At 72.7% G+C, this 21822-nt stretch carries 17 protein-coding genes; 7 read left to right on the forward strand and 10 right to left on the reverse strand.

The window, feature by feature from the left end; translation table 11 throughout:
* Positions 1-29: 29 nt before the first annotated feature.
* From HALOF300_RS15510 to HALOF300_RS15520, 3 genes are all read right to left on the reverse strand, one after another.
* Entirely contained in the window at positions 30-1214 is a 1185-nt protein-coding gene (locus tag HALOF300_RS15510) for an Mrp/NBP35 family ATP-binding protein (protein WP_156741830.1), read from the reverse strand.
* Positions 1215-1278: 64 nt separating this feature from the next.
* On the reverse strand, positions 1279-1791 hold the full coding sequence (locus tag HALOF300_RS15515) for a DUF1003 domain-containing protein (RefSeq protein ID WP_156741831.1): 513 nt from the start codon (positions 1789-1791) through the stop codon (positions 1279-1281).
* Complete coding sequence (locus HALOF300_RS15520) at positions 1784-3064, reverse strand: magnesium transporter MgtE N-terminal domain-containing protein (protein WP_156741832.1); 1281 nt, start codon at positions 3062-3064, stop codon at positions 1784-1786. Before HALOF300_RS15520 ends, HALOF300_RS15515 begins: the two co-directional genes overlap by 8 nt.
* A gap of 75 nt (positions 3065-3139) precedes the next feature.
* On the opposite strand from HALOF300_RS15520, the gene HALOF300_RS15525 reads away from it, so the two are divergent.
* On the forward strand, positions 3140-3643 hold the full coding sequence (locus tag HALOF300_RS15525) for a general stress protein (RefSeq protein WP_156741833.1): 504 nt from the start codon (positions 3140-3142) through the stop codon (positions 3641-3643).
* Positions 3644-3758: 115 nt separating this feature from the next.
* Here the strand turns inward: HALOF300_RS15525 and HALOF300_RS15530 are convergent, their stop codons facing one another.
* Both HALOF300_RS15530 and HALOF300_RS15535 read right to left on the reverse strand, forming a co-directional pair.
* The gene (locus HALOF300_RS15530; RefSeq protein ID WP_197522594.1) at positions 3759-5204 is read right to left on the reverse strand and encodes a DUF2079 domain-containing protein; all 1446 of its coding nucleotides are present in this window, start codon (positions 5202-5204) and stop codon (positions 3759-3761) included.
* On the reverse strand, positions 5201-6700 hold the full coding sequence (locus tag HALOF300_RS15535) for an aminopeptidase P family protein (RefSeq protein WP_156741928.1): 1500 nt from the start codon (positions 6698-6700) through the stop codon (positions 5201-5203). The genes HALOF300_RS15530 and HALOF300_RS15535 overlap by 4 nt, the downstream gene beginning before the upstream one ends.
* Before the next feature lie 86 nt (positions 6701-6786).
* On the opposite strand from HALOF300_RS15535, the gene HALOF300_RS15540 reads away from it, so the two are divergent.
* Both HALOF300_RS15540 and HALOF300_RS15545 read left to right on the forward strand, forming a co-directional pair.
* Positions 6787-7629 carry a PHP domain-containing protein gene (locus HALOF300_RS15540; protein ID WP_156741835.1) on the forward strand — a complete coding sequence of 281 codons (843 nt, stop codon included), beginning with the start codon at positions 6787-6789 and terminating at the stop codon, positions 7627-7629.
* Positions 7626-8243, forward strand: coding sequence for a MarC family protein (locus HALOF300_RS15545; RefSeq protein WP_156741836.1), 618 nt, complete (start codon positions 7626-7628; stop codon positions 8241-8243). Before HALOF300_RS15540 ends, HALOF300_RS15545 begins: the two co-directional genes overlap by 4 nt.
* A 101-nt stretch (positions 8244-8344) precedes the next feature.
* Here HALOF300_RS15545 and HALOF300_RS15550 read toward each other — a convergent pair whose 3' ends face one another.
* From HALOF300_RS15550 to HALOF300_RS15560, 3 genes are all read right to left on the reverse strand, one after another.
* Entirely contained in the window at positions 8345-10039 is a 1695-nt protein-coding gene (locus HALOF300_RS15550) for a DEAD/DEAH box helicase (protein WP_231955432.1), read from the reverse strand.
* Between the two features lie 228 nt (positions 10040-10267).
* Positions 10268-11056 carry a thioesterase family protein gene (locus HALOF300_RS15555; protein WP_156741837.1) on the reverse strand — a complete coding sequence of 263 codons (789 nt, stop codon included), beginning with the start codon at positions 11054-11056 and terminating at the stop codon, positions 10268-10270.
* 81 nt (positions 11057-11137) lie between these two features.
* Positions 11138-11380, reverse strand: coding sequence for a DUF3107 domain-containing protein (locus HALOF300_RS15560; RefSeq protein WP_156741838.1), 243 nt, complete (start codon positions 11378-11380; stop codon positions 11138-11140).
* A gap of 152 nt (positions 11381-11532) precedes the next feature.
* On the opposite strand from HALOF300_RS15560, the gene HALOF300_RS15565 reads away from it, so the two are divergent.
* Genes HALOF300_RS15565 through HALOF300_RS15575 form a run of 3 tightly spaced genes read left to right on the forward strand, consistent with a single transcriptional unit; the run spans position 11533 to position 19083 of the window.
* The gene (locus HALOF300_RS15565) at positions 11533-12321 is read left to right on the forward strand and encodes a DUF3152 domain-containing protein (protein ID WP_156741839.1); all 789 of its coding nucleotides are present in this window, start codon (positions 11533-11535) and stop codon (positions 12319-12321) included.
* Positions 12322-12361: 40 nt separating this feature from the next.
* Positions 12362-15721 (forward strand): UrvD/REP family ATP-dependent DNA helicase, encoded by a 3360-nt coding sequence (locus HALOF300_RS15570; RefSeq protein ID WP_156741840.1) that lies wholly within the window; start codon positions 12362-12364, stop codon positions 15719-15721.
* Positions 15718-19083 (forward strand): ATP-dependent DNA helicase, encoded by a 3366-nt coding sequence (locus HALOF300_RS15575; RefSeq protein ID WP_231955435.1) that lies wholly within the window; start codon positions 15718-15720, stop codon positions 19081-19083. Before HALOF300_RS15570 ends, HALOF300_RS15575 begins: the two co-directional genes overlap by 4 nt.
* A gap of 31 nt (positions 19084-19114) precedes the next feature.
* On the opposite strand, the gene HALOF300_RS15580 is transcribed toward HALOF300_RS15575, so the two are convergent.
* Positions 19115-20491: a macrolide 2'-phosphotransferase gene (locus tag HALOF300_RS15580; RefSeq protein WP_231955436.1), complete on the reverse strand. Its 1377-nt coding sequence runs from the start codon at positions 20489-20491 to the stop codon at positions 19115-19117.
* A gap of 72 nt (positions 20492-20563) precedes the next feature.
* Between HALOF300_RS15580 and nudC the strand changes: the two genes are divergently transcribed.
* Positions 20564-21526, forward strand: coding sequence for an NAD(+) diphosphatase (nudC, locus tag HALOF300_RS15585; protein ID WP_231955439.1), 963 nt, complete (start codon positions 20564-20566; stop codon positions 21524-21526).
* 24 nt (positions 21527-21550) lie between these two features.
* Here the strand turns inward: nudC and HALOF300_RS15590 are convergent, their stop codons facing one another.
* Positions 21551-21775, reverse strand: a complete 225-nt coding sequence (locus HALOF300_RS15590; protein WP_156741932.1) for a mycoredoxin — start codon at positions 21773-21775, stop codon at positions 21551-21553.
* Positions 21776-21822 lie beyond the last annotated feature (47 nt).

Below are 21822 nucleotides of genomic sequence, written 5' to 3' on the forward strand. Positions count from 1 at the left end.
CGGGTCCGGTCCCGCGGTGGAACGAGCGGTCAGCCGACCGGCGAGATGGCCAGTTTGCGACCGGCCAGGCCGCGGGAGCGATGCCCGAGGGTACGCGCGATGTCGCGCAGCACGTCCGCCGCGGGGGAGTCGGTGGCGGTGCGCACCGAGGGCTGACCGCTGTCCCCGCCCTCGCGCAGAGACACCTCGAGCGGGATCTGGCCGAGCAGCGGCACGTCGGTCTCGAGCGTCTTGCCGAGCTCATCGGCGACGCGCTGCCCTCCGCCGGCCCCGAAGATCTCCAGGCGGGAGCCGTCGCTCTGCTCCAACCAGGACATGTTCTCGATCACGCCGACCACCTTCTGCGAGGTCGCCTGCGCCATCGAGCCAGCCCGCTCGGCGACCTCGGCGGCCGCGAGCTGCGGGGTGGTGACCACGAGCAGCTCCGCGTTCGGCAGCAGTTGGGCCACCGAGATCGCGATGTCGCCGGTGCCCGGCGGCAGGTCCAGCAGCAGCACGTCCAGGTCGCCCCAGAACACGTCCGCGAGGAACTGCTGCAGGGCTCGGTGCAGCATCGGGCCACGCCACACAACCGGTCGACCGGGCTGGGTGAACATGCCGATCGAGATGACCTTCACGTCCCCGGCGACCGGAGGCAGGATCATGTCGTCGACCTTCGTGGGTGGGTGCTCGACGCCGAGCATCCGGGGGATCGAGAAGCCGTACACGTCCGCGTCCAGGACGCCCACCTTGAGGCCGTCGGCGGCCATCGCCGCAGCCAGGTTCGCCGTCACGGTGGACTTGCCGACACCGCCCTTGCCGGAGGCGACGGCGTACACGCGGGTGAGGTTGTCCGGCTGGGAGAACGGGATGACCGGCTCCGCGACGCCGCCCCGCAGCTTCATGCGCAGGGCGGTGCGTTCGTCGTCGGTCATCACGGTCATGTCAACGACGACGCGGGCGACGCCGCCGACCTTCTCGACGGCGGCGGTGACGTCGGAGATGATCGTGTCCCGCAGCGGGCAGCCGGAGGTGGTCAGGGCGATCCCGACGGTCACCACGGCGCCATCGCCGCCTGCGTCGATCGCGACGCCGCGGACCATGTCCAGGTCCGTGATGGGCCGGCGGATCTCGGGGTCGAGGACCGTCTTCAGTGCCTCGTGGACACGTTCCTCGGTGGGTGCCGCGGCGGTAGGAGAACTGGCGGACGGGGCCGGGGAGGGTGACGCTGACATGCTTCGAGTCTAAGCCCGCCCCACGGGTTCCCGGCCCGGCCCTGCGGCAGGTGTGAGCGGCCTCTCAGCCCTTCTCCTCGGCGGCCTCATCGGACCGCTCGGCCTGGAGGTCCTCGAGCAGCGAGCGCAGCTCGCCCCGGACGAAGTCCCGGGTCGCCACGTCGTTCAGGGCCATCCGCAGCGCGGCCATCTCCCGGGCCAGGTACTCGGTGTCGGCGAGGTTGCGCTCGGCGCGGCGCCGGTCCTGCTCGGCCGAGACCCGGTCCCGGTCCGTCTGGCGGTCCTGGGCGAGCAGGATCAGCGGGGCCGAGTAGGAGGCCTGCAGCGACAGCATCAGCGTGAGCAGCGTGAAGTTCAGGGCCCGGGGGTCGAACTGCAGGTGCTCCGGAGCCAGGGTGTTCCAGGCCAGCCACGCGAAGCAGAAGACCGTCATGTACAGCAGGAACCGAGGGGTCCCCATGAACATGGCGATCGCTTCGGCCACCTTCCCGAAGGTGTCCTTGTCCCGTTCACCACGGCGGGGCAACCAGCGGCGCCGGGCGGACAGGGGGGTGTCCAGGCCGTCGTCGTCAGCCATGCGCGTCCCCCATCGCCTGGTCGGTCACGTCGTCGTCGGCGTCGCGCCAGTCCTCGGGAAGCAGGTGGTCGAGCACGTCGTCGACGCTGACCGCCCCGAGCAGCCGCCGCTCCTCGTCCACCACCGGCAACGCCGTCAGGTTGTAGGTCGCGAGCAGCCGGGTCAGCGCCCCGATGCCGGCATCGGGGGTCACCGGCTCGATGTCCTTGTCCAGGAACGTCCCGATCGCCTCGTGCGGCGGCTCGCGCAGCATCCGCTGCAGGTGCGCCACGCCGAGCAGCCGCCCGGTCGGGGTCTCCAGCGGCGGTCGGACGACGAACACCATCGCGGCCAGGGACGGGGTGATGTCCTCGCGGCGGGCGTGCGCGAGAGCCGTTGCCACCGTGGCCTCCGGCGGCAGGATGATCGGCTCGGTGGTCATCAGACCACCCGCGCTGTGATCGGCGTAGACGAGCAGGCGGCGCACGTCCTCGGCCTCCTCCGGCTCCATCAGCTCCAGCAGTTCGGAGGCCTGGTGGGTCGGCAGCTCGGAGATCAGGTCGGCGGCGTCGTCCGGTTGCATCGCATCGAGGACGTCAGCGGCCCGGTCCGCGGTGAGGGCGGACACGATGGACACCCGGTCGTCGTCGCCGAGCTCCTCCAGGACGTCGGCCAGGCGTTCGTCGGGGAGTGCCGCGGCAACCTCAAGGCGACGCCGGTCCGGCAGGTCGTGGAGCACGTCCGCGAGGTCCGCGGGCTTGAGATCCTCCATGGTGGCCAGCAGCGCCCTGGCGCCCTGCTGCTCCTCCGTCGGGGCGAGCCCCTGCACGTTTCCGACGTCGATCACCATGGACTCGCCGCGTCGGAACAGACCACCCTTGGACGGGGTCCGACGGCGGACGAAGAGTTTCGTGAGGAGCCAGTCCCGGTTGCGCTGCTGCTCGATGGCCGCGTCCTCGATGGCGACCTCACCGGAGCCGTCGACCATCGCGACGTGCCGGTCGAAGAGCTGGCTGACCACCAGCGTCTCGGCCGCCCGCTGCTCGAACCGCCGGATGTTCACCAGCCCCGTCGTGATCACGGCGCCCGGGTCGATCGAGGTGACGCGCGAGAGCGGCAGGAACACCCGCCGTCGACCCGGGACCTCCACCACCAGGCCGACCGCACGGGGCGGCAGCTTGACGCGGAGCAGGACGACGACGTCGTGCACCCGCCCGACCCGGTCGCCGAGCGGGTCGAAGACCCCGGTGCCGGCCAGGCGGGCCACGAAGACCCGGCTCGTCGCAGTACTCACGGCGGTCAGCCTATGCCAGCGACCCAGGTGCGGCCCGAGGTGACAGCCGCAACGCCAGCAGGGAACAATGGGCCCATGCCAACCATGGGAACGCCGACCGACCCGCGCGGTGGAGCCCAGCCGCGCGGCGACGAGATCGCCAGCTACGACACCTACCTCGAGGCGCAGCGGGCCGTCGACTTCCTCGCGGACAAAGAGTTCGAGGTCAAGGCCGTGACCATCGTCGGCACCGACCTGAAGATGGTCGAGCGGATCACCGGCCGGCGCACCTACCCCTCGGCGGCGCTGCAGGGCGCCGCCTCCGGTGCCTATTTCGGCCTGTTCGTTGGCCTGCTGCTCTCCCTGTTCGGCACCGGGTCGCTGCTGACCACGATCCTGCCGGCGCTGCTCATCGGTGCGGGCTTCGGGATGCTGTTCGCCGTGGTCTCCTACGCGTTCACCGGTGGGCGCCGCGACTTCACGTCCTCCTCGCAGGTGGTGGCCAGCAAGTTCGCCGTCCTCTGCCTCACCGAGAGCGCCCACAAGGCGCGCGCCCTCCTCGCGGAAATGCCGCCGCAGGAGGACCCGCTCGTCCGCTGATCCGGCGTCCGCGCCGCCCAGTTGGTCTCCTGGCCGTCGAGTTGGTCGTGAACAACCGGCTACTTCGACGGCTACCCGACCAACTCGACGTCGTCACCCACGCCCAGACCGCGACTCAGTCGGCGTCCGCCACGTGCTCGGCAACCAGGAAGCCGTCCTCGGCGAACACCTCGACGAACGTCTCCTCGGGGAACTTCGACATCGCGTAGTCGACCACGTCGGTCGGTGGGCTCCCGCCGTAGATCCCGGAGGACTGGTTGACCACCACATAGTCGGGGACCGGGTTGCCCTCGTTACCCACCCAGTAGACCTCGGTGCGCGGCGCCAGATAGGCCATCATCGTGATGTCGGTGTCCACCACGGCGCCGTCCGGGATCAACGCGAGCACCTCCCGGGCCGCCGCGTCCTGATGGGAGGGCGCGTAGGTCTGCGGGTCGGTCAGTCGCCACAGGGGGAACCATGCGGTGACCACGAGCGCCAGGACGAGGGCGCCGATGCCGATCGGCGCCGCGAACCGCCGGGCCCCACGCACCGTGACGAGGGTGTCCACCACGGCGAGGAACACGACCGGCATGAGCACGGCCGAGTAGTGCCAGTCGGTGCTCCAGTGGAACGGCACGTCCGACGTCAGCCGCCAGGCGAACGTGGGCAGGGTGATCAGCGCCAGCGGTGAGCGCAGCGCGAGGAACCCGGTGATCCCGAACACGAGCAGAACCAGGGCGGCCTTGTTGCCCACCCCGGTGAACAGCCCGTTCAAGGCTGCCCCGGGGTCGGTGACCAGCAGCGAGACGATCGAGTCGTCCGCGTAGTCCCAGACGCCGTCGGGGTTGAGAGCGGGCAGGATCACCTTGGTGGTGATCACGAACGCGGCCACGCCGCCCACGGCGAGGGCGGCGCCCAGACGCCGGGAACCGCGGATCACGATGACCACGCCGATCGCGGCCACGGTGAGCCCGAGGTCCTCCTTGACCAGCAGCAGCGGCAGCGCCCACAGCGCCGCGGCACGGTGGTCCCGGCGCACCAGCGCGGCCAGGGACAGGGCCAGGAGCGGCAGTGCGAGGGCCACCTCGTGGAACTGCGAGGCGACGGCGGACTGCAGCCCCCAGGACAGCCCGTAGGCGAGCCCGAGGCACGCACCCGGCAGCCGCCCGAGGTGCCGGACCGCGCACCCGGTCACGACCGCCGTCGAGAGCCCGATCAGGACCGCCTGCAGCACCAGCAGCGTCAATCCGGAGGGAAATGCCGCGTACACCGGGGCCAGGATCACGAGCAGCGGGTGGAAGTGGTCGCCGAGGATCATGAAGCCCTCGCCCTTGATCGACACCACCGGTGCCTGCAGGTGCGAGTACGCACGCAGGATCTGGGTGAAGATGCCCAGGTCCCACGACGGCACCTGGAACCGCGCCCACTGCCGCCACGAGAACAGGGCGTAGACCGCGGTCGTGAAGAGCCCGACGGCGGTGGCCGCCACGAGTACGTGCGCGCGCTCAGGTGGCCGGTACCCGACGGCGCCCGTGCGGTGGGTCGGCCGCTGCGCGGCCCCGGTGACGGCGGAGTTCACCGGGCCAGGGACGCCATCCAGGCCTCGACGTCCTCCGGACGCCGGGGCAGGGCGGCGGAGAGGTTCTCCACGCCGTCGGCGGTGACGAGCACGTCGTCCTCGATCCGCACTCCGATGCCGCGGTAGGCCTCGGGGACGGCGAGGTCATCGGCCTTGAAGTACAGGCCGGGCTCGATCGTGAACACCATGCCCGGCGCGAGCTCGGCGTCGAGGTACATCTCCCGGCGGGCCTGCGCGCAGTCGTGCACGTCCAGGCCGAGGTGGTGGCTGGTGCCGTGCGGCATCCACCGGCGGTGCTGCTGCCCCTGCGGGGTGATCGCGACGGCCGCCTCGACCGGGAGCAGCCCCCACTGCTCGAGGCGCTCGGCGAGCACCTCGAGGGCGGCGGTGTGCAGGTCCCGGAACTTCAGGCCCGGCCGGGCGACGGCGAACGCGGCGTCGGCCGCGTCCAGGACCGCCGTGTAGATGGTGCGCTGGATGTCGGTGAAGGTGCCGTCCACGGGCAGCGTGCGGGTGATGTCAGCGGTGTACAGCGAGTCCACCTCCACCCCGGCGTCGACGAGCACCAGCTCGCCGGCGCGTACGACGCCGTCGTTGCGGATCCAGTGCAACGTGGTGGCGTGGTCCCCAGCGGCGGCGATGGTGTCGTACCCGATGCCGTTGCCCTCCTCGCGTGCCTTCGCCCCGAACACGCCCTCGATGACGCGCTCGCCGCGCGGGTGCGCCACCGCGGCGGGCAGCGACCGGACGATGTCGGCGAAGCCCTCGGCCGACGCGGCCACTGCCGCGCGCAACTGCTCGACCTCCCAGGCGTCCTTGATCAGCCGCAGCTCGGACAGCGCCTCGGCCAGGGCGGCGTCGGCCTCCTCTGCGGAGGTGCCCCGGATCTTCTCGACGAGTGCCTCGACCTCGGTGTCCGAGCCGGGCACGACCCGCAGCAGGACGTGGCCGGCGTCCTTGGCGATGGCATCGGGGAGCTCGTCGATGTGGGCGCAACGTAGCCCGGTTCGCGTCTCGAGCTCGGCCAGGGTGGGCCGGGCGCCGACCCAGAACTCGCCGTAGCGGGCGTCCGCGTAGAACTCCTCGGTGTCCCGCGCGGCCAGCGGCCGGAAGTACAGCACCGCCTCGTGCCCGGTCTCCTCGGGATGCAGCACCAGGACCGCATCGGGCTCCTCGTCGGTGCCGAGGCCGGTCAGGTGCGCGAACGCCGAGTGCGGACGGAACCGGTAGTCGGTGTCGTTCGAGCGGACCTTCAGGGGCCCGGCCGGAACCACGAGCCGTTCGCCGGCGAACGCGGCCGAGATCGCGTCCCGGCGGCGGGCGGCGTGATCGGCCACCGGCTCCCGAGTCACGTCGGGCTCGGTGCGCGGGGCCCAGTCGGCGCCCACGAACTCGCGGAACGCCTGGGACTGGGGCCGCTGGGAGCGGTTCGAACCCCGCTCGGCGAGTTCCTGCTCGCTGGTCTCGGGGATGGACTCGGAGGTCGGCTCGGACATCATGTGCCCATCGTCTCACTGTCGCCGGCCTGCGCGCGTCTCACGTACTGGGATCCAGGCCGTCGTCTGCCCTAGTCTGGGGCCTCATGCGCATCGACCTGCACACGCACTCCCGTGTGTCCGACGGCACCGACGCGCCGGCCCTGCTGATGCGCGACGCCGCGGTGGCCGGCCTGGACGTGGTGGCCCTCACCGATCACGACACGACCGCCGGCTGGGCGGAGGCTGCGGCAGAGGTCCCCGCGACCGGCGTCGCGCTGGTGCGCGGCACGGAGATCTCCGCGCGCGCCGGACGGATGAGCGTGCACCTGCTCAGTTACCTGCACGACCCCGACGACGAGGCGCTCGCGGGGGAGCTGCAGGCCTCCCGTGGCTCCCGTGACAGTCGCGCCCGGGACATGGTCACCCTCCTCGCCGGCGACTACGACCTCACCTGGGCGGACGTGCAGGCGCAGGCACAGCCCGGCACCACGATCGGGCGTCCGCACATCGCCGACGCCCTGGTGGCCAAGGGGTACCTGGTCGACCGGTCCGCGGCGTTCGATCGGGTCCTCTCGCCCGCTGGGCCGTACTACGTCCGGTATCACGCGCCCGACGCCGTCGCCGCGGTCACGCTCGTCCGTGCCGCCGGTGGGGTGCCGGTCTTCGCGCACCCGCGGGCCGTCCTGCGTGGCCGCGTGGTCAGCGACGACGTGATCCGGGAGCTGGCCGAGGCCGGGCTGGCGGGGCTCGAGGTGCATCACCGTGACCACGCGCCGGCCGCCGTCGCCGAACTGCTGGCGCTCGCGGACGAGCTCGGCCTGTTCGTGACCGGCTCGAGCGACTACCACGGTGCGGGCAAGCCGAACCGACTGGGCGAGAACACGACCACGGCCGGCGTCCTGGCCCGCATCGAGGAGCAGGGCAGGCTCGCGGTGATCAGGCCGTGAACGCCGTCCTCGACGGCACGCTTTTCCTGACCACGTTCCTCACCCTGTTCGTGATCATGGACCCGCCCGGCACGGTGCCGGTATTCCTCGCCCTCACCTCCACGATGACCGCGAAGCAGCGGGCCCGGGCGGCCCGCCAGGCGGTGCTCGTGGCGTTCGGCGTGATCCTGGCGTTCGTGCTGTTCGGTCAGGGCATCCTGAACTTCCTGCACATCTCGGTGCCCGCCCTACAGGCCTCGGGCGGGTTGTTGCTGCTCCTGGTCGCGATGGACCTGCTCACCGGCAAGACCGAGGAGCCACAGCCATCCGGCAAGGTCAATGTGGCCCTGGTGCCGCTTGGCACGCCCCTGCTCGCGGGCCCGGGTGCGATCGTGGCGTCGATGCTGGCCGTGCAGGGCTCCGACGGCAGTGTGCAGGACTGGGTCGCGATCCTGCTCGCGATCCTGGCGGTGCACCTGAGCCTGTTCCTGGCGATGCGGTTCGCGGGGCTCATCCACCGCGTCCTGGGTGACGGCGGCACCATCCTGGTCACCCGGATCGCGGGTCTGCTCCTCGCGGCGATCGCCGTGCAGCTCATCGCGGACGCCATCCAGGCGTTCATCGAGGCCGCCTGAGACTTCCGACCGGGTCTCGCCGCGGGTCGGACAAAGCAGAACGGGGCGTGACGGGCGATCGCCCCTCACGCCCCGTCCTCTTCACACAGGGGCCGCCTGGTTCACTCCGCGGTGGGCGCGGCCGTGGTGGTGCTGGACTCACCGCTGCTGGTACGACGACGGCGACGGCGCTTGCGGGCCGGCGCGGACGGGTCGGAGGAACCGGAGCCGGTCGAAGGTGACGCTGCGCCGGAACCGGTGGATCCGCCGTCGCCCTGACGGGCCGGACCGTCCTCACGACGGCGACGGCGCTCCCGAGGTGCCCGGTCGCCGTCGTGCTTCGCGCCGTGACCACGGCCCGAACGATCCGAGCGCTCGCCGGCGCCGGTCCGCTTGCCCGTCTCGCCAAGGTCCTCGACGGCCTCGGCCGACAGACCGGCGCGGGTCTGCTCGGACCGGGGCAGCCGGCCCTTGACACCCTGGGGGATGTTCAGGTCGCTGTACAGGTGCGGCGACGAGGAGTACGTCTCCGGCGGCTCGCCGATGCCGAGCTCCAGGGCCCGGTCGATGAGACCCCAGCGCGGGACGTCGTCCCAGTCCACGAACGTGACCGCGGTGCCCGTGTTCCCGGCGCGGCCGGTGCGCCCGGTGCGGTGCAGGTAGGTCTTCTCGTCCTCGGGACACTGGTAGTTGACGACGTGCGTGACGTCGTCGATGTCGATCCCGCGGGCCGCCACGTCGGTGGCCACGAGCACGTCCACCTTGCCGTTGCGGAACGCGCGCAGCGCCTGCTCGCGGGCGCCCTGGCCGAGGTCGCCGTGGATCGCGGCGGCGGCGAAGTTGCGGTCGTTGAGCTCGTCGGCGACCTTCGCGGCGGTGCGCTTCGTGCGGGTGAAGACGATCGTCAGGCCGCGGTCCTTGGCCTGCAGGATCCGGGCCAGGACCTCCACCTTGTCCATGGCGTGGGCCCGGTAGACGACCTGCTTGATCGCCTTCAGGGTGGCGCCGTCATCGTCGGGGTCGTGCGCGCGGATGTGCGTGGGGCGGCTCATGTAGCGGCGGGCCATCGCCACGACCGGGCCCGGCATGGTCGCCGAGAACAGCATCGTGTGCCGGGTGGCCGGGGTGCCGGACAGCAGCGTCTCCACATCCGGGAGGAAGCCGAGGTCGAGCATCTCGTCGGCCTCGTCGAGCACCACGGTGCGGACGTGACCCAGGTCGAGGTAGCCCTGCTTGAGCAGGTCGATCATCCGGCCGGGTGTGCCGACGACGACCTCGACGCCCTTCTTGAGAGCGTCGATCTGGGGCTCGTAGGCGCGGCCGCCGTAGACCTGCAGCACGCGCACCGAGCGCCTCCGGGAGGCGGTGGCGAGGTCGCCGGCGACCTGGACCGCGAGCTCGCGGGTCGGCACGATCACGAGGGCCTGCGGCTTGCCCTGCTCGCGCACGGCGTCCCAACCGTCCTCACCGGGACCGGCCACGCCCTGCAGCAGCGGGATGCCGAAGCCGAGGGTCTTGCCGGTACCGGTCTTCGCCTGGCCGATGATGTCCCGGCCCTGCAGGGCGACCGGGAGCGTCAGCGCCTGGATCGGGAACGGGTGGGTGATGCCGACGTCGGCCAGGGCGTCCGCGATCGCGGCGGTGACGCCGAAGTCGGTGAAAGTCTTGGCGACCTCGGCGTGCGGGTCGGCAATGGGGGCGTCGACCGTCTCGGCGACGACGTCGTCGAGCGCCTCGGTAGCCTCGGTCGCCGGTTCGGTGGTGGCGTCGGTGCTCGGCTCGAGCACGTCGGACGCGGTGGTCTCTTGATCGTTCAACGCAAGTGCCTTCGGCTGGCGGCGTCGCTCGCTCGGATCCGCCCCACGCGGCGAGGGGGAGAGGAGGACACCTGGTCGTGGCAGCCGATCGCGAAGGATTCGTTGTCGGCCTGCGCCGACGTGTACCGCGTGATCTACCAGTGATTCAGTGGCGACCGGGCAACCGTGTACCCACCAAGTCTAGCGGCAGCAGGCGTGCAGGTGCGCCGCGCCCCCCGCAACGGCCGTTCAGAGCGGCCGCACGGTGAGGATCTGTTCCGCCCGCCCGACCGGGCCGGCGACGTCGTGCAGCGTGGTGCTGGTCAGCCCCAGGCCGCTCGGACCGAAGGTGACGGACGTGTCGAGACCCACCCAGCCGCCGGCGGGCTGCCGGTGCAGATGGATGGTGAGATCGAGGTTCGGGTACATCCACGCCGTCGGCGGCTGGCGGACGGCGATACCGTTCGCCGTGTCCACCAGGGTGATGAACGCGGCCTGCGGGCTCACGCTCCCACCCGCCACGAGGTCCGTGCCGGTGCGCAGCCACGCGGTGGTGCGGCCGGGCCGTGCGGGCGAGACGGCGCGCACGTCAAGGGATCTGACGTAGCCCCCACCCCAGGTCTCGGTCATCGGATGGCCGGCTGCCTGCTCCGGTCCGGGCAGTGGCTCCGGTGCACCGCCCGCCACCGCCGCGGTGTCCGTGGCGGCCACGAACCAGGCGCGGGCGAGGACTGCCACGCGGCCCGCGATGGTCGCCGTGGCCTGGATCAGTTCGATGGTGCGGCCGGGCCGGATCGTCTCGACCTGGATCTCGCACTCGTCCTGGCCGAGCTGGCCGAGGATGTCGAAACTGATGCGGCCGAGCTGCTTGCCATCGGGCTCGGCCCGGTCGGCCCGGTGCAGGTCGATCGCGTGTGTGATCAAACCTCCGAGCGGGCTGAAGTGGATCTCGTCGTCCCGCCAGGCGCCGCCGGCCTGCCCGGTGGGGCGGTAGCGGCCGGGGCCGACGGGCTCGAAGTACGAGGGTCGCTGCGTCATGGACACCATCCTCGGCGTGTCGGCTCGGTGACTGGCGGCAGCAGCGCTGGCGCGGGCGGCCTCACCGCCGGTCGGGACGGCTCAGAGCGTGCCGAAGCCGACCCGGCGCGGTTCGTCGGCGCCGATCTCCACGTACCCGAGCGCCGCGACGGGAACGACGACGCGCCGGCCCTTGGTGTCCGTGAGGTCGAGCACGGCGCCGTCGGTGCCGTCGGCCGACTTGGCGAGCGCCTCGTTGATCGACGCGACCACGGCGTCGCCGTCCTCGCTGATCTCAAGGCTCAGCTCGCGGGCGACGTTCTTGATGCCGATGGTGATCTCCATGGTTGCTCTCCTCGAGTTCTGGCGGGCCGCCCGCCGCGTCGGCGGGCTCCGGGCCCGTGCGGTGTTCCGGTGCAACTGCGTTCGCGGCGCATGTGTTCCGGCGAGCGGCTGCGGGTTCGAGTCTATGTCCCGGTCGATGACACGATGGACCCATGCGTGCCCGGCTCTTGATCGTCGCTGCCCTCCTGGTGGGGGCGGTTGCCGGTTGGCTCATCGCGCCCGCGGTGTTGCCGGGCGCCTGGCCCCCGGGCGCACCGGCGGTGCGGATGGCGCACACCATCCAGACCGATCAGGCGGAGGCCACCTTGCCGTGGGCCACGCTTGGCCCGCCGCCGCCCTCCCCGGAACCGGTCCTGAGTCCCGAGCAGATCGCCGATCTGGCCGCCGGGGTGCTCGGGCGGGAGATTCCCCCCGTGGCCGGCGCCGACCTGGTGGCGGTGCCCGGGTCGGTGCCGGCGCCGGTTCCGACGGCCCCGGAGGTGGTGCAGGTGCGGGTGGAGGTGGAGCAGGGGCTGCCCGTGGACGCCGCGGTGTTCGCGGGGTTCGTGATGGAGGTACTCAACGACCCGCGCGGCTGGGGTGCCGGAGGTGCCATGAGCTTCGCTCGTACCGACGGCACGGCCCAGATGCGCGTGGTCCTCGCCTCGCCGAGCGTTGTCGATCAGATGTGTGCCCCGCTGCGCACGGTCTCGTTGTACTCCTGTGGTCGCAACGGGCACGCGGCACTGAACGCGGAACGCTGGGCGATCGGCGGCGAACCGTTCCTGGCCGGCGGCGGTGACATCACGGCCTATCGCCAGTACCTCGTGACCCACGAGGTGGGGCACCTGCTGGGACATCCACACGAGCAGTGCCCCGCCGCCGGGTCGCTCGCACCGGTGATGGTGCAACAGAGCATGTCCCTGCAGGGCTGCCTGCCGAACGCATGGCCGAACCCTTGAACGGGCCGCCGGTGTCGCAGCCGCGTGATCTGATGCCGGCATGAGTTCCGCAGCGGTCCGCGACCCGTCGGGTCGGCCGGACCCGTCGCAGGAGGCGGCGCGGCGGGCCATTGGTGCCGGCGGCCACCACGTGGTGCATGGCGCGCCGGGCTCTGGCAAGACGCAGACGGCACTCGCCGCGTTCGTCGACGCCCTCGAGTCCGCCGACGCCCGGTCGGCGAACCTGTTCCTGGTGCCCACCCGCCAACGCGCGGCGGTGCTCCGCGACGAGGTGGCGCGCCGGTTGCGCCGAACGACCGGCACCGCGCTGGTCCGCACGCCCGCATCGCTGGCGTTCGCGATCCTGCGGCTGCGGGCGAGCCACCGCGGCGAGGCCGCGCCCACGCTCATCACCGGCCCGGAGCAGGACCAGGTGCTCGCCGAGCTCCTGGCCGGCCACCTCGAGGGGGAGGGGGCGAACATCGACTGGCCGGCCGCCGTCGGGCCTGCGACCCGGTCCTTGCGAGCCTTCCGCGACGAACTGCGGGACCTGTTGATGCGCGCCGCCGAGGCCGGCCTGGACGGGCCCGGCCTGGCCGCGTGGGGCGAGCGGCACGGCCGGCCGGAGTGGCGGGCAGCGGGCGCTCTGCTGACGGAGTACACGGAGGTGACCTCGCTCGGTGAGCTGACACCCGATCGCGGCGCCCGGTTCGACGCGGCCACGATCGTCGACGAGGCGGTCGGGGCGCTGCGGTCCTGGGAGCGCGAGGTGCCCGGCGTGCCCCGACCGCGGTGGGACCTCGTGGTCCACGACGACTACCAGGACGCCACGATGGCCACGGCCCGCCTCCTGGAGGCAATGGCCGACGACGGCACGCGCCTCGCGTTGTTCGGTGACCCGGACATCGGGGTCCAGGGCTTTCGTGGCGGGCTGCCCGCGTTGCTGCACTCGGCGACCCTGCCGCCCGCCCGCGGCGGGCCGGAGAGCGGACCGACGTCCCCCGGTCTGTGGGGGGCAGGCGAACATGTCCTCGAGACGGTCTGGCGGCACGGGGACCCGGTACGCACTGCGGTCGCGACGCTGACCGCATCGTTGCCGACCATGCAGGAGACCCGCCGACGGCGCGCTCAGGCGACGGGCGACGGGTCCGACACGGTCGGTGAGGTGCGCACCGCGGTGCTCGCGAGCCAGGCCCAGGAGGTGGCGTTCATCGCCCGGGAACTGCGCGAGCAGCACCTGCACGACGGCGTGCCGTGGTCCCGGATGGCGGTGATCGTGCGCTCGGGATCGGACATCGGCACGATCCGGCGTGGCCTGCGCACAGCCGGGATCCCACTCGCGATGGCGGCCCCGGACCGGCCACTGCGGGACGAGCCGGCGGTCCGTCCGCTGCTGATCGCGCTCGAGTGTGTGCTCGCCGATGACGTCAAGCCGGTGGCCGGCACCGAGCTGCTGCTCTCCCCGCTCGGTGGACTTGACCCGGTATCGCTGCGTTCCCTGCGCCGGGCTCTGCGCCAGGCCGAACGGACCGACGGCGGCGACCGGCACTCGGATGATCTGCTCGCGGCGGCACTGACCGATCGGGCGACCCTCGCCGCACTACCGGTCCGGCACCGACGCGGTCCGCAGCGGGTGGCCGAGGTCCTGGCCGCGGGTCGGGCGGCGCTCGACGCGCCGGAGTCCAGCGTCGAGACGGTCCTCTGGGCCCTCTGGGACGCCGCCGGTCTCGCGGCGACCTGGCAGCAGCGCGCCCTGACCGGAGGTGCCGCGGCCGACCGGGCGGACGCCGACCTGGACGCGGTGATGGCGCTGTTCCGCGCCGCGGAGCAGTTCGTCGACCGGACCGCACGGTCCACGCCGTCGGGCTTCGTGCACCACCTGTCCGCCCAGGACTTCCCGGCCGACACGTTGGCCGCGCGCGGGTCGTTGGGCGACTCGGTGGCCGTGCACACCCCGGCGAGCGCCGCGGGCGCGGAGTGGGACGTCGTGGTCGTGGCCGGTGTCCAGGAGGACACCTGGCCGGACCTGCGGATCCGGGACACCCTGCTCGGCGCCGCCGACCTCGCGGACATCGCCACGGCACGGCACGTGCACCTGTCCACCGGGGCCGGTGCGGCCGCGGGCGGCGGCGCCATCGCTGCCGATGCCGATGCTGGGGGAGCCGGCGACGTCGCAGGCGAGGGCAGCACCGGTGGCCCCGGCCCGCGCCGCGGGTCCGCGAACCTGATCGCGATCCGGGCGGAGCGGAACCGCCGGGCCCGCCGCGAGGTCTATGAGGGCGAGCTCCGTACGTTCGTGATGGCCTGCTCGCGGACCCGCCGGAGCCTGCTCGTCACCGCCGTCCTGGACACCGACGCCCGGCCGTCGGAGTTCTTCGAGGCTCTCGCCCCGGACGGCATCGAGGCCCAGAACGTCCGGAGCGTGCCAAGCCCGCTGGACCTGCGCGGCCTGGTCGGCGAGCTGCGGGCTGCGGTCCGCCCGGTCCTGAGCGGAGCCGAGATCCGGCCCGACCAGGTGGCCCTCGCCTCGGAGGCGGCCGCCGTACTCACCCACCTGGCCGGACATCACGTGGACGGTGCGGACCCGGGCACCTGGCCGGCTCTGACGGTGCCCACGTCCAGCGCGCCGCTCTGGCAGGACCTGACTCCGGTGACGGTGACGCCGTCCACAGTCGAGACCGTCGCGGCCTGCCCGCTGCGGTGGGCGCTGACCACCTCGGGTGGCCGCCGCGGCGACAGCGCGTCGCAGAGCCTGGGCAATCTCGTCCACGAGATCGCCGCGGCGGCGCCGCACGGCACGGAGCCCGAGCTGCTCGCGGACCTGGACGCGCGCTGGCACGAGCTGGACCTCGGTGACGGGTGGATGGGCCGGCGCGACCGGAGCCGCGCCGAGGAGATGATCCGCAAGCTCGCCGGCTACCAGGCCGCCCATCCCGGCCGGGTGGAGACCGAGGTGGAGTTCGGCGCGGACCTCGGCCGGGTCGCGCTGCGGGGCCGGGTGGACCGGGTCGAGTACACCGGGGCCGGGGTGCGGATCGTCGACCTCAAGACGGGCAGCACGGCGATCAGTGCCGCCGACGCCGGGCGCAACCCCCAACTGGGGAGCTATCAGGTGGCCGCCGAGCAGGGCGCCTTCCACGGGGAGGGTACGGCTGGTGCGGCGCTGCTCTACGTGGGTACGAGCGCCAAGTCGGGCGCGGTGACCCGGGATCAGACACCTCTGCACGATGACCCCGAGCCGGGCTGGGCCACCGAGATGCTCACCCAGGCAGCCGAGACCATGGCCGGGGCGGGCTTCACCGCCCAACCGGGACCGCTGTGCCGCACCTGCGTGGTGCGGACCTCGTGCCCTGCGCAACCGGAGGGGTCACGGGTCACCGGTGCCCTCGGCGGCGCGCACACCGAGGAGGGGGCGCGGTGACCGACCACGCAGGTCGCACGCCGTCCGGCGCGACGCACTCCGCAGAGCCGGTCGCGGCCCGGCCGAGCGATGCCGCACCCGCGGGTTCGACGTGGACTGCGGCGCGGATCGCCGAGGCACTCGGCCAACCGCCACCCACTGCCGAGCAGACCGAGGTCATCGAGGCACCGCTGACGCCGATGCTCGTCGTGGCCGGGGCCGGATCGGGCAAGACCGAGACGATGGCAGCGCGGGTGGTCCACCTGGTCGCGAACCGGCTGGTCGCGCCCGGGGAGATCCTCGGCCTGACGTTCACCAGGAAGGCCGCCGCCGAACTGTCGGGGCGGATCCGGGTGCGGCTGCGCGCCCTGGCCCGGGCCGGGGTGGAGGGCGGGGACACCGTCGAGGACCGGCCGCGGATCGCGACCTACAACTCCTACGCCTCGGCGATCGTGCGCGATCACGCGCTGCGGATCGGCGTGGATCCGGACGCCACTCTGATCGGGGACGCCGGCCGGTACCAGCTCGCCGAGCAGATCGTGGCCGCGTGGCACGACGACATCGACACCGCGCTCGCCCCCACCACCATCATCGACGCGGTCGCGGCGCTGTCCGCCGAGCTCAGCGAACACGGTCTCGAGCCGGCGCAGGCGGCGGCTGCCATGCAGCGGATCGCCGGCGAACTCCTGGCGAAGGCACCGGCCGGCCGGAGCCAGCGGCCGATGGCCCAGACCCTCAAGGTGACCGACTCCCTCGGCACCCGCGCCCAGCTGATGGACCTCGTGGCCGCGTTCGCCGAGCGGAAGCGGCGCGGCGGCGTCGTCGACTTCGGGGACCAGGTCCGCCTCGCCGCCACCATCGCCGCCGCCGTGCCGGAGGTCGGTGAGGCCGAACGGTCCCGGTACCGCGTGGTGCTGCTCGACGAGTACCAGGACACCTCGATCGCCCAGGTGCAGATGTTGCGTGCGCTGTTCGCCACCGGGCACCCGGTGACCGCCGTGGGCGACCCGAACCAGGCGATCTACGGCTGGCGTGGCGCCGCTGCCGGGACCCTGTTCGCGTTCCCCGAGGCGTTCCGTGAAGCGGACGGTGGCACGGCCAGGATCGCGCACCTGAGCACCGCCTGGCGCAACGACATCGCCATCCTCACCGGCGCCAACCGCACCGCCGGCCCGTTGCGCGAGCTCGCTTCCGTCGGTGGGGCCGTCCGTGAGCTGCAGGCCCGGCCCGGTGCCGGCCCCGGCCGGGCGGTGGCCGTGTTCTGTGAGACGGCGCAGGAGGAGGCGGCCCGGATCGCCGACCTGCTCACCGAGCACTGGCACCCGGAGCACGCCAGCGCAGCGGTGCTGTGCCGCAAGCGTGCCCAGTTCCCGGTGATCGAGGCGGCCCTGAGGGCGGCCGGGCTGCCGTGTCAGGTGGTCGGGCTGGCGGGGCTGCTGTCGACGCCGGAGGTCTCCGACATCCGCGCCGCTCTGCAGGTGGCGCACGATCCCTCCCGTGGGGACGCGATGATGCGGCTGCTCACTGGGCCGTCGGTGAATCTGGGGGCGGCGGACCTGTACGCGCTGTCCCGTTGGGCCAGGTCCCAGGCCAGCGCCTGGGTGGCGCGCTCCGACGACGACGATCCCGACGAGGCGCCGGTGGTCCTGGAGGCGGCCGAGCAGGCTTCCCTCGTCGAGGCCGTGGACGTGCTGCCGCCGCCCGCCTGGCGCACGGGGGACGGGCGCAGCCTCAGCGAGGGCGCACGCCGTCGGCTGGGTCGGCTCGCCGCACAGATCCGTCAGATCCGGTCCCTCACCTATCTGTCGATGCCGGAACTCGTCACCGCCACCGAGACGATCCTCGACCTCGACATCGAGGTCCTCGCGTCGGTACCGGGAAGCGTCGGCCATGCCCGCCGGCACCTCGACGCGTTCACGTCCGCGGCCGCCTCGTTCGCCGGGGACTCGGATGCCCCGACCCTTGGCGCGTTCCTGACCTACCTGGACGTCGCCGAGGACGAGGAGCGGGGTCTCGAGGTGGTCGAGGCCGAACCGGACCCCACCGCGATCCAGATCATGACCGTGCACGCGGCCAAGGGACTGGAGTGGGACACCGTGGTGGTGGCCGGCATGAACGAGGGCAGCTTCCCGTCCATCCCGAGCCGGAACGGCTGGCTCACCGCGGTCGCGAGCCTCCCGTACGAACTGCGCGGCGACGCGGACTGGCTCCCGGAACTGGACATCGAGGGCGCAACCACGCACAAGGAGATGGACCTCGTGCTCGCCGAGTTCAAGGAGGCCGAGGGGGATCGGCTCCTCGCCGAGGAACGCCGGCTCGCCTACGTCGCGCTGACCCGGGCCAAGCACACCCTCATGCTGAGCGGCTCGTTCTGGTCGGGTGAGCGCAAGACCCCCACCGCGCCGTCGGTGTTCCTCACCGAACTCGTCGGCGGCGGTCTGGTCGAGACCGGCCCCGACTGGCCCACCGCGTCGGCGCACGAGGTGAACCCCGGCACAGGCGCGCAGACGTACGGGTACTGGCCCGAGCAGCGCGATCCCAGCGCGGCGATCGCGGGACGGTGGGCGGAGATCTGGGCCGCGGCGGCGGCAGACGCGACCGGGTCACCCGACGCACCGGTCACCGCATCAGGAGCGGCCTGGTGGCGCGATGCCCAGCTGCTGCTCGCCGAGCGGGGCGCCGCCGCGCACACCCAGGTTCCGCCGCCGGAGCACCTGTCCGCGTCGGCCGTCGTCGGGCTCGCAGCCGACGCCGAGGAGTTCGTCCGCAACCGCCGACGTCCGATCCCGCGGCGACCCAGCGTCGCTGCCCGGCGGGGCACCCGCTTCCACGCCTGGGTGGAGCAGTACTTCGGGGCGAGTTCCCTGATCGAGATGGACGCGCTCCCCGGCGCCGACGACGACGCAGCCGGATCGGAACGCGCGCTCGCCGAGTTGCAGCAGGCGTTCCTCGGCTCGCCGTGGGCAGCCCGCACCCCCGTGGCCGTCGAGGTCGACATCGAGACCCCGGTCGCGGGAATCACGATCCGCTGCCGCATCGACGCCGTCTTCAGCGACGGTGACGGGGTCCACATCGTCGACTGGAAGACCGGGGCGGCACCGCACTCACGCGAGGCACTGCGGGCCCGGCAGATGCAGCTGGCGCTCTACCGGATCGCCTGGTCCCGGCTGCACGGCATGCCGCTGGAGCACGTACGCGCCTCCTTCCACTACGTGGCCGAGGCCGTCACGGTCAGTGGTGACGACCTCGCCGAGGCGGACGTGGCCGAGGTGCTTGCCCAGGTCGGTCCCGAGACCATGCTGGCCGCCCGCCCGCGGGCCAGGATCGACCGCTCGGACCGACCCGGTGCCGACGTCGAGATCGTCGCGGACACGCTCTGGTGAGTAAACCGGCGGCGCCGCCCGAGCGCAGCAGTCAGGTGCGGTGCGGCGGGAACTCGGTCGTCGGGGTGTCGTCGAAACCCCGACGTGGCTGGCTGCGCTCGTAGTCGGGAACGATGAAGTCCTCCTCGTCGTCCTCGACCACCGCATGTTCGGCGGTGTCGGAGTCGTCGCCGGCCAGTTCGCTCGTGCGGCGCCACAGCGGGCGACCCGGCGATACGGCCGACCGGGCGTGTTCGACCTCCACGTCGTCGTCGATGTCCGCGGTCTCGTCGCCGGTCGCGTCGTCGTGGACCGCCAGGGCCTCGCGGTCGCCCCGGTCCTCGTCGTCCGCCTCCCCCCGCTCGTCCATGGCGTCCGGGTGCTCCTCGTCGGCCCAGTCCTCGTCGTCACCCGCGGTCTCGTCGCCGGCCGCGTCCTCGCTGACCTCGGGGAGCGGGGCGACGTCCGGGATCACCGGCTCGGAGTGCCCGATCGGCGGCTGACCGGTCACCTCCTCGTCGAGCTCGTGCAGCATCTGGACGGCGTCGTCGATGATCGCCCCGTCGCGGTGCCGCACCCCGTGCATCAGCCACCGGGCCACCGCCAGCTCGCTCGCGAGCAGCGCCCGCGCGGTCAGGTGCTCGTCGGCACGTTCGGTCCGGGCCAGCGCGTACGCCTCGAGGATCGCGTCGAGGGACTCCTCCGGCGCTGCGGCCAGCAGCCAGGCAAGGTCGTCGGCAGGGTCGGCCACCCGGGCGTCGGACCAGTCGAGGATCCCGACCACGTCGTCGTCGACCACCAGGACGTGCTCGGCCGCCAGGTCCCCATGCACCGGGGTGGCCCGGAACCGCCACAGGGTGACGTCCTCGAGGGCATGCTCCCAGCGGCGGAGCAGGCCGGGCGGGATGTGCCCGGTCGCGGCTGCCTCGTCCACCTCCGCGAGGCGTCGACGGCGGTAGGCGTCCGCGTCGTAGGTGGGCAGACCGGCATCCGCGACCACGGTGCTCGGCAACTCGTGCAGACTCGCGATCGCCCGGCCGACCTGTGCGGCCAGGCCGGGGCCGGCGGCGAGCCGCTCGATCGGAAGCGGCTTCCCCCGCAGCTCGGGGTAGACCATCGCGCGGCCACCCTCGGGCAGCGGTGCGAACCCCGCCGGCCTCGGCACGTCGAAGGTGAGCAGGTCGTCGTCGGCGGCGCGGCCGAGCGCCTCGAGCAGCGCGACCTCTCCCTCGAGCGCCGCCCCGGCGGCGGAGTCCCGCGGGGACCTGACGATCCACCGCGACCCGGTGGCGTCCATCACACCCACCACGTCGAAGTCTGCGCCGGGCGTGCGCGGGGGACGGGTCGCGACCACGTCGAGACCCGGCAGGGCGACGGTCGCCAGCGCGGCGAGGGCGAGTGGGGACCGGGAGGCGTTCGGCTCGGACACAACACCACGGTAGGTGACCTTGCCGCCAAGGGAGGGTGCGCCGCATCGGCGCGTCTGATCTACGGTGAACCCGTGCACTCCGATCTCCTGCCCCTCGCTCGCGCCAGTGTCGATCGGGATGCGCATGCGCGGGTCCGTCCCGGACTGCTCGAGGAACTGCTCGCTGACGCCTCGACGCGGTTGCTGACCGTCGACGGCGACCGGGTCGCCACCACCGGTGGCGACGACACGGCGCTGGCGTTCGTACCGCCGTCGGACCGGGCCGAAGGGGCCCGTCTGCTGTACCTGGGGCGCGATGACGACGGTGCCTATCTGGCCCAGATCCTTGGTTCGGAGCACCACGCCGGCGACGCGGACCGGCGCACCGACGACCCGCAGGGGTCCACCACCGGTGGCTCGGAGTCCTACGCCGTGCTGCGCGAGATCGGCTGGCAGCTCGGGGACCGGGACGCCGGGCTGGCCGTCGGGGCGCTCGCCCTCGCCAACTGGCACCACACCCACAGCCACTGCCCCCGGTGCGGTACGGCGACCGAGGTGATCGACGCCGGCTGGGTGCGGCGGTGCCCCGCCGATGAGTCGCTGCACTACCCGCGCACGGATGCCGCCGTGATCATGGCGATCACCGACGACGCCGGGCGCATCCTGCTCGGGCACGCCCCGCAGTGGCCGGACGGCCAGTTCTCCGTGCCCGCCGGGTTCGTCGAGCCGGGGGAGTCGCTCGAGGCGGCTGTGCGCCGCGAGGTGTTCGAGGAGACGAACGTGGTGGTCGGCGAGGTGACCTACCGGGCCAGTCAGCCCTGGCCGTTCCCGGCCTCCCTCATGGTCGGCTTCGTCGGCCGGGCCCTCGCCATCGACGTCCGCCCGGACGGGGAGGAGATCACCGAGGCCCGGTTCTTCTCCGCCGACGAGCTGCGGACGGCGTGGACGACGGGGACGATCCGGCTCCCGCGACCGACCTCGATCGCGCGGAGCCTGATCGAGGAGTGGTTCGGCGAACCGCTTCCCGAGGTCGAGACCGCGCGACGCTGGGCCTGAGAATCGTCCGCGCGGTGGTGGTGATCAGGCGCCGAGGCGCTCCTGCACCTGGGCGAGGGATGGGTTCGTGGCGGCGGTGCCGTCCGGGAACAGGATCGTCGGCACCGTCTGGTTGCCGTCGTTGACCTGCTCCACGAACGCTGCTGCGCCCGGGTCCTCCTCGATGTTGACCTCGTTGTAGGCGATCCCGGCACTCTTCAGCTGCGTCTTCAACCGGCGGCAGTACCCGCACCAGGTGGTGCTGTACATCGTGATGGTGCCGGCCTCGGGTGCGGTGGTGCTCAACGGATTCCTCC

Source organism: Occultella aeris, from assembly GCF_902703175.1.
GTDB classification, from domain to species: Bacteria; Actinomycetota; Actinomycetes; order Actinomycetales; family Beutenbergiaceae; genus Occultella; species Occultella aeris.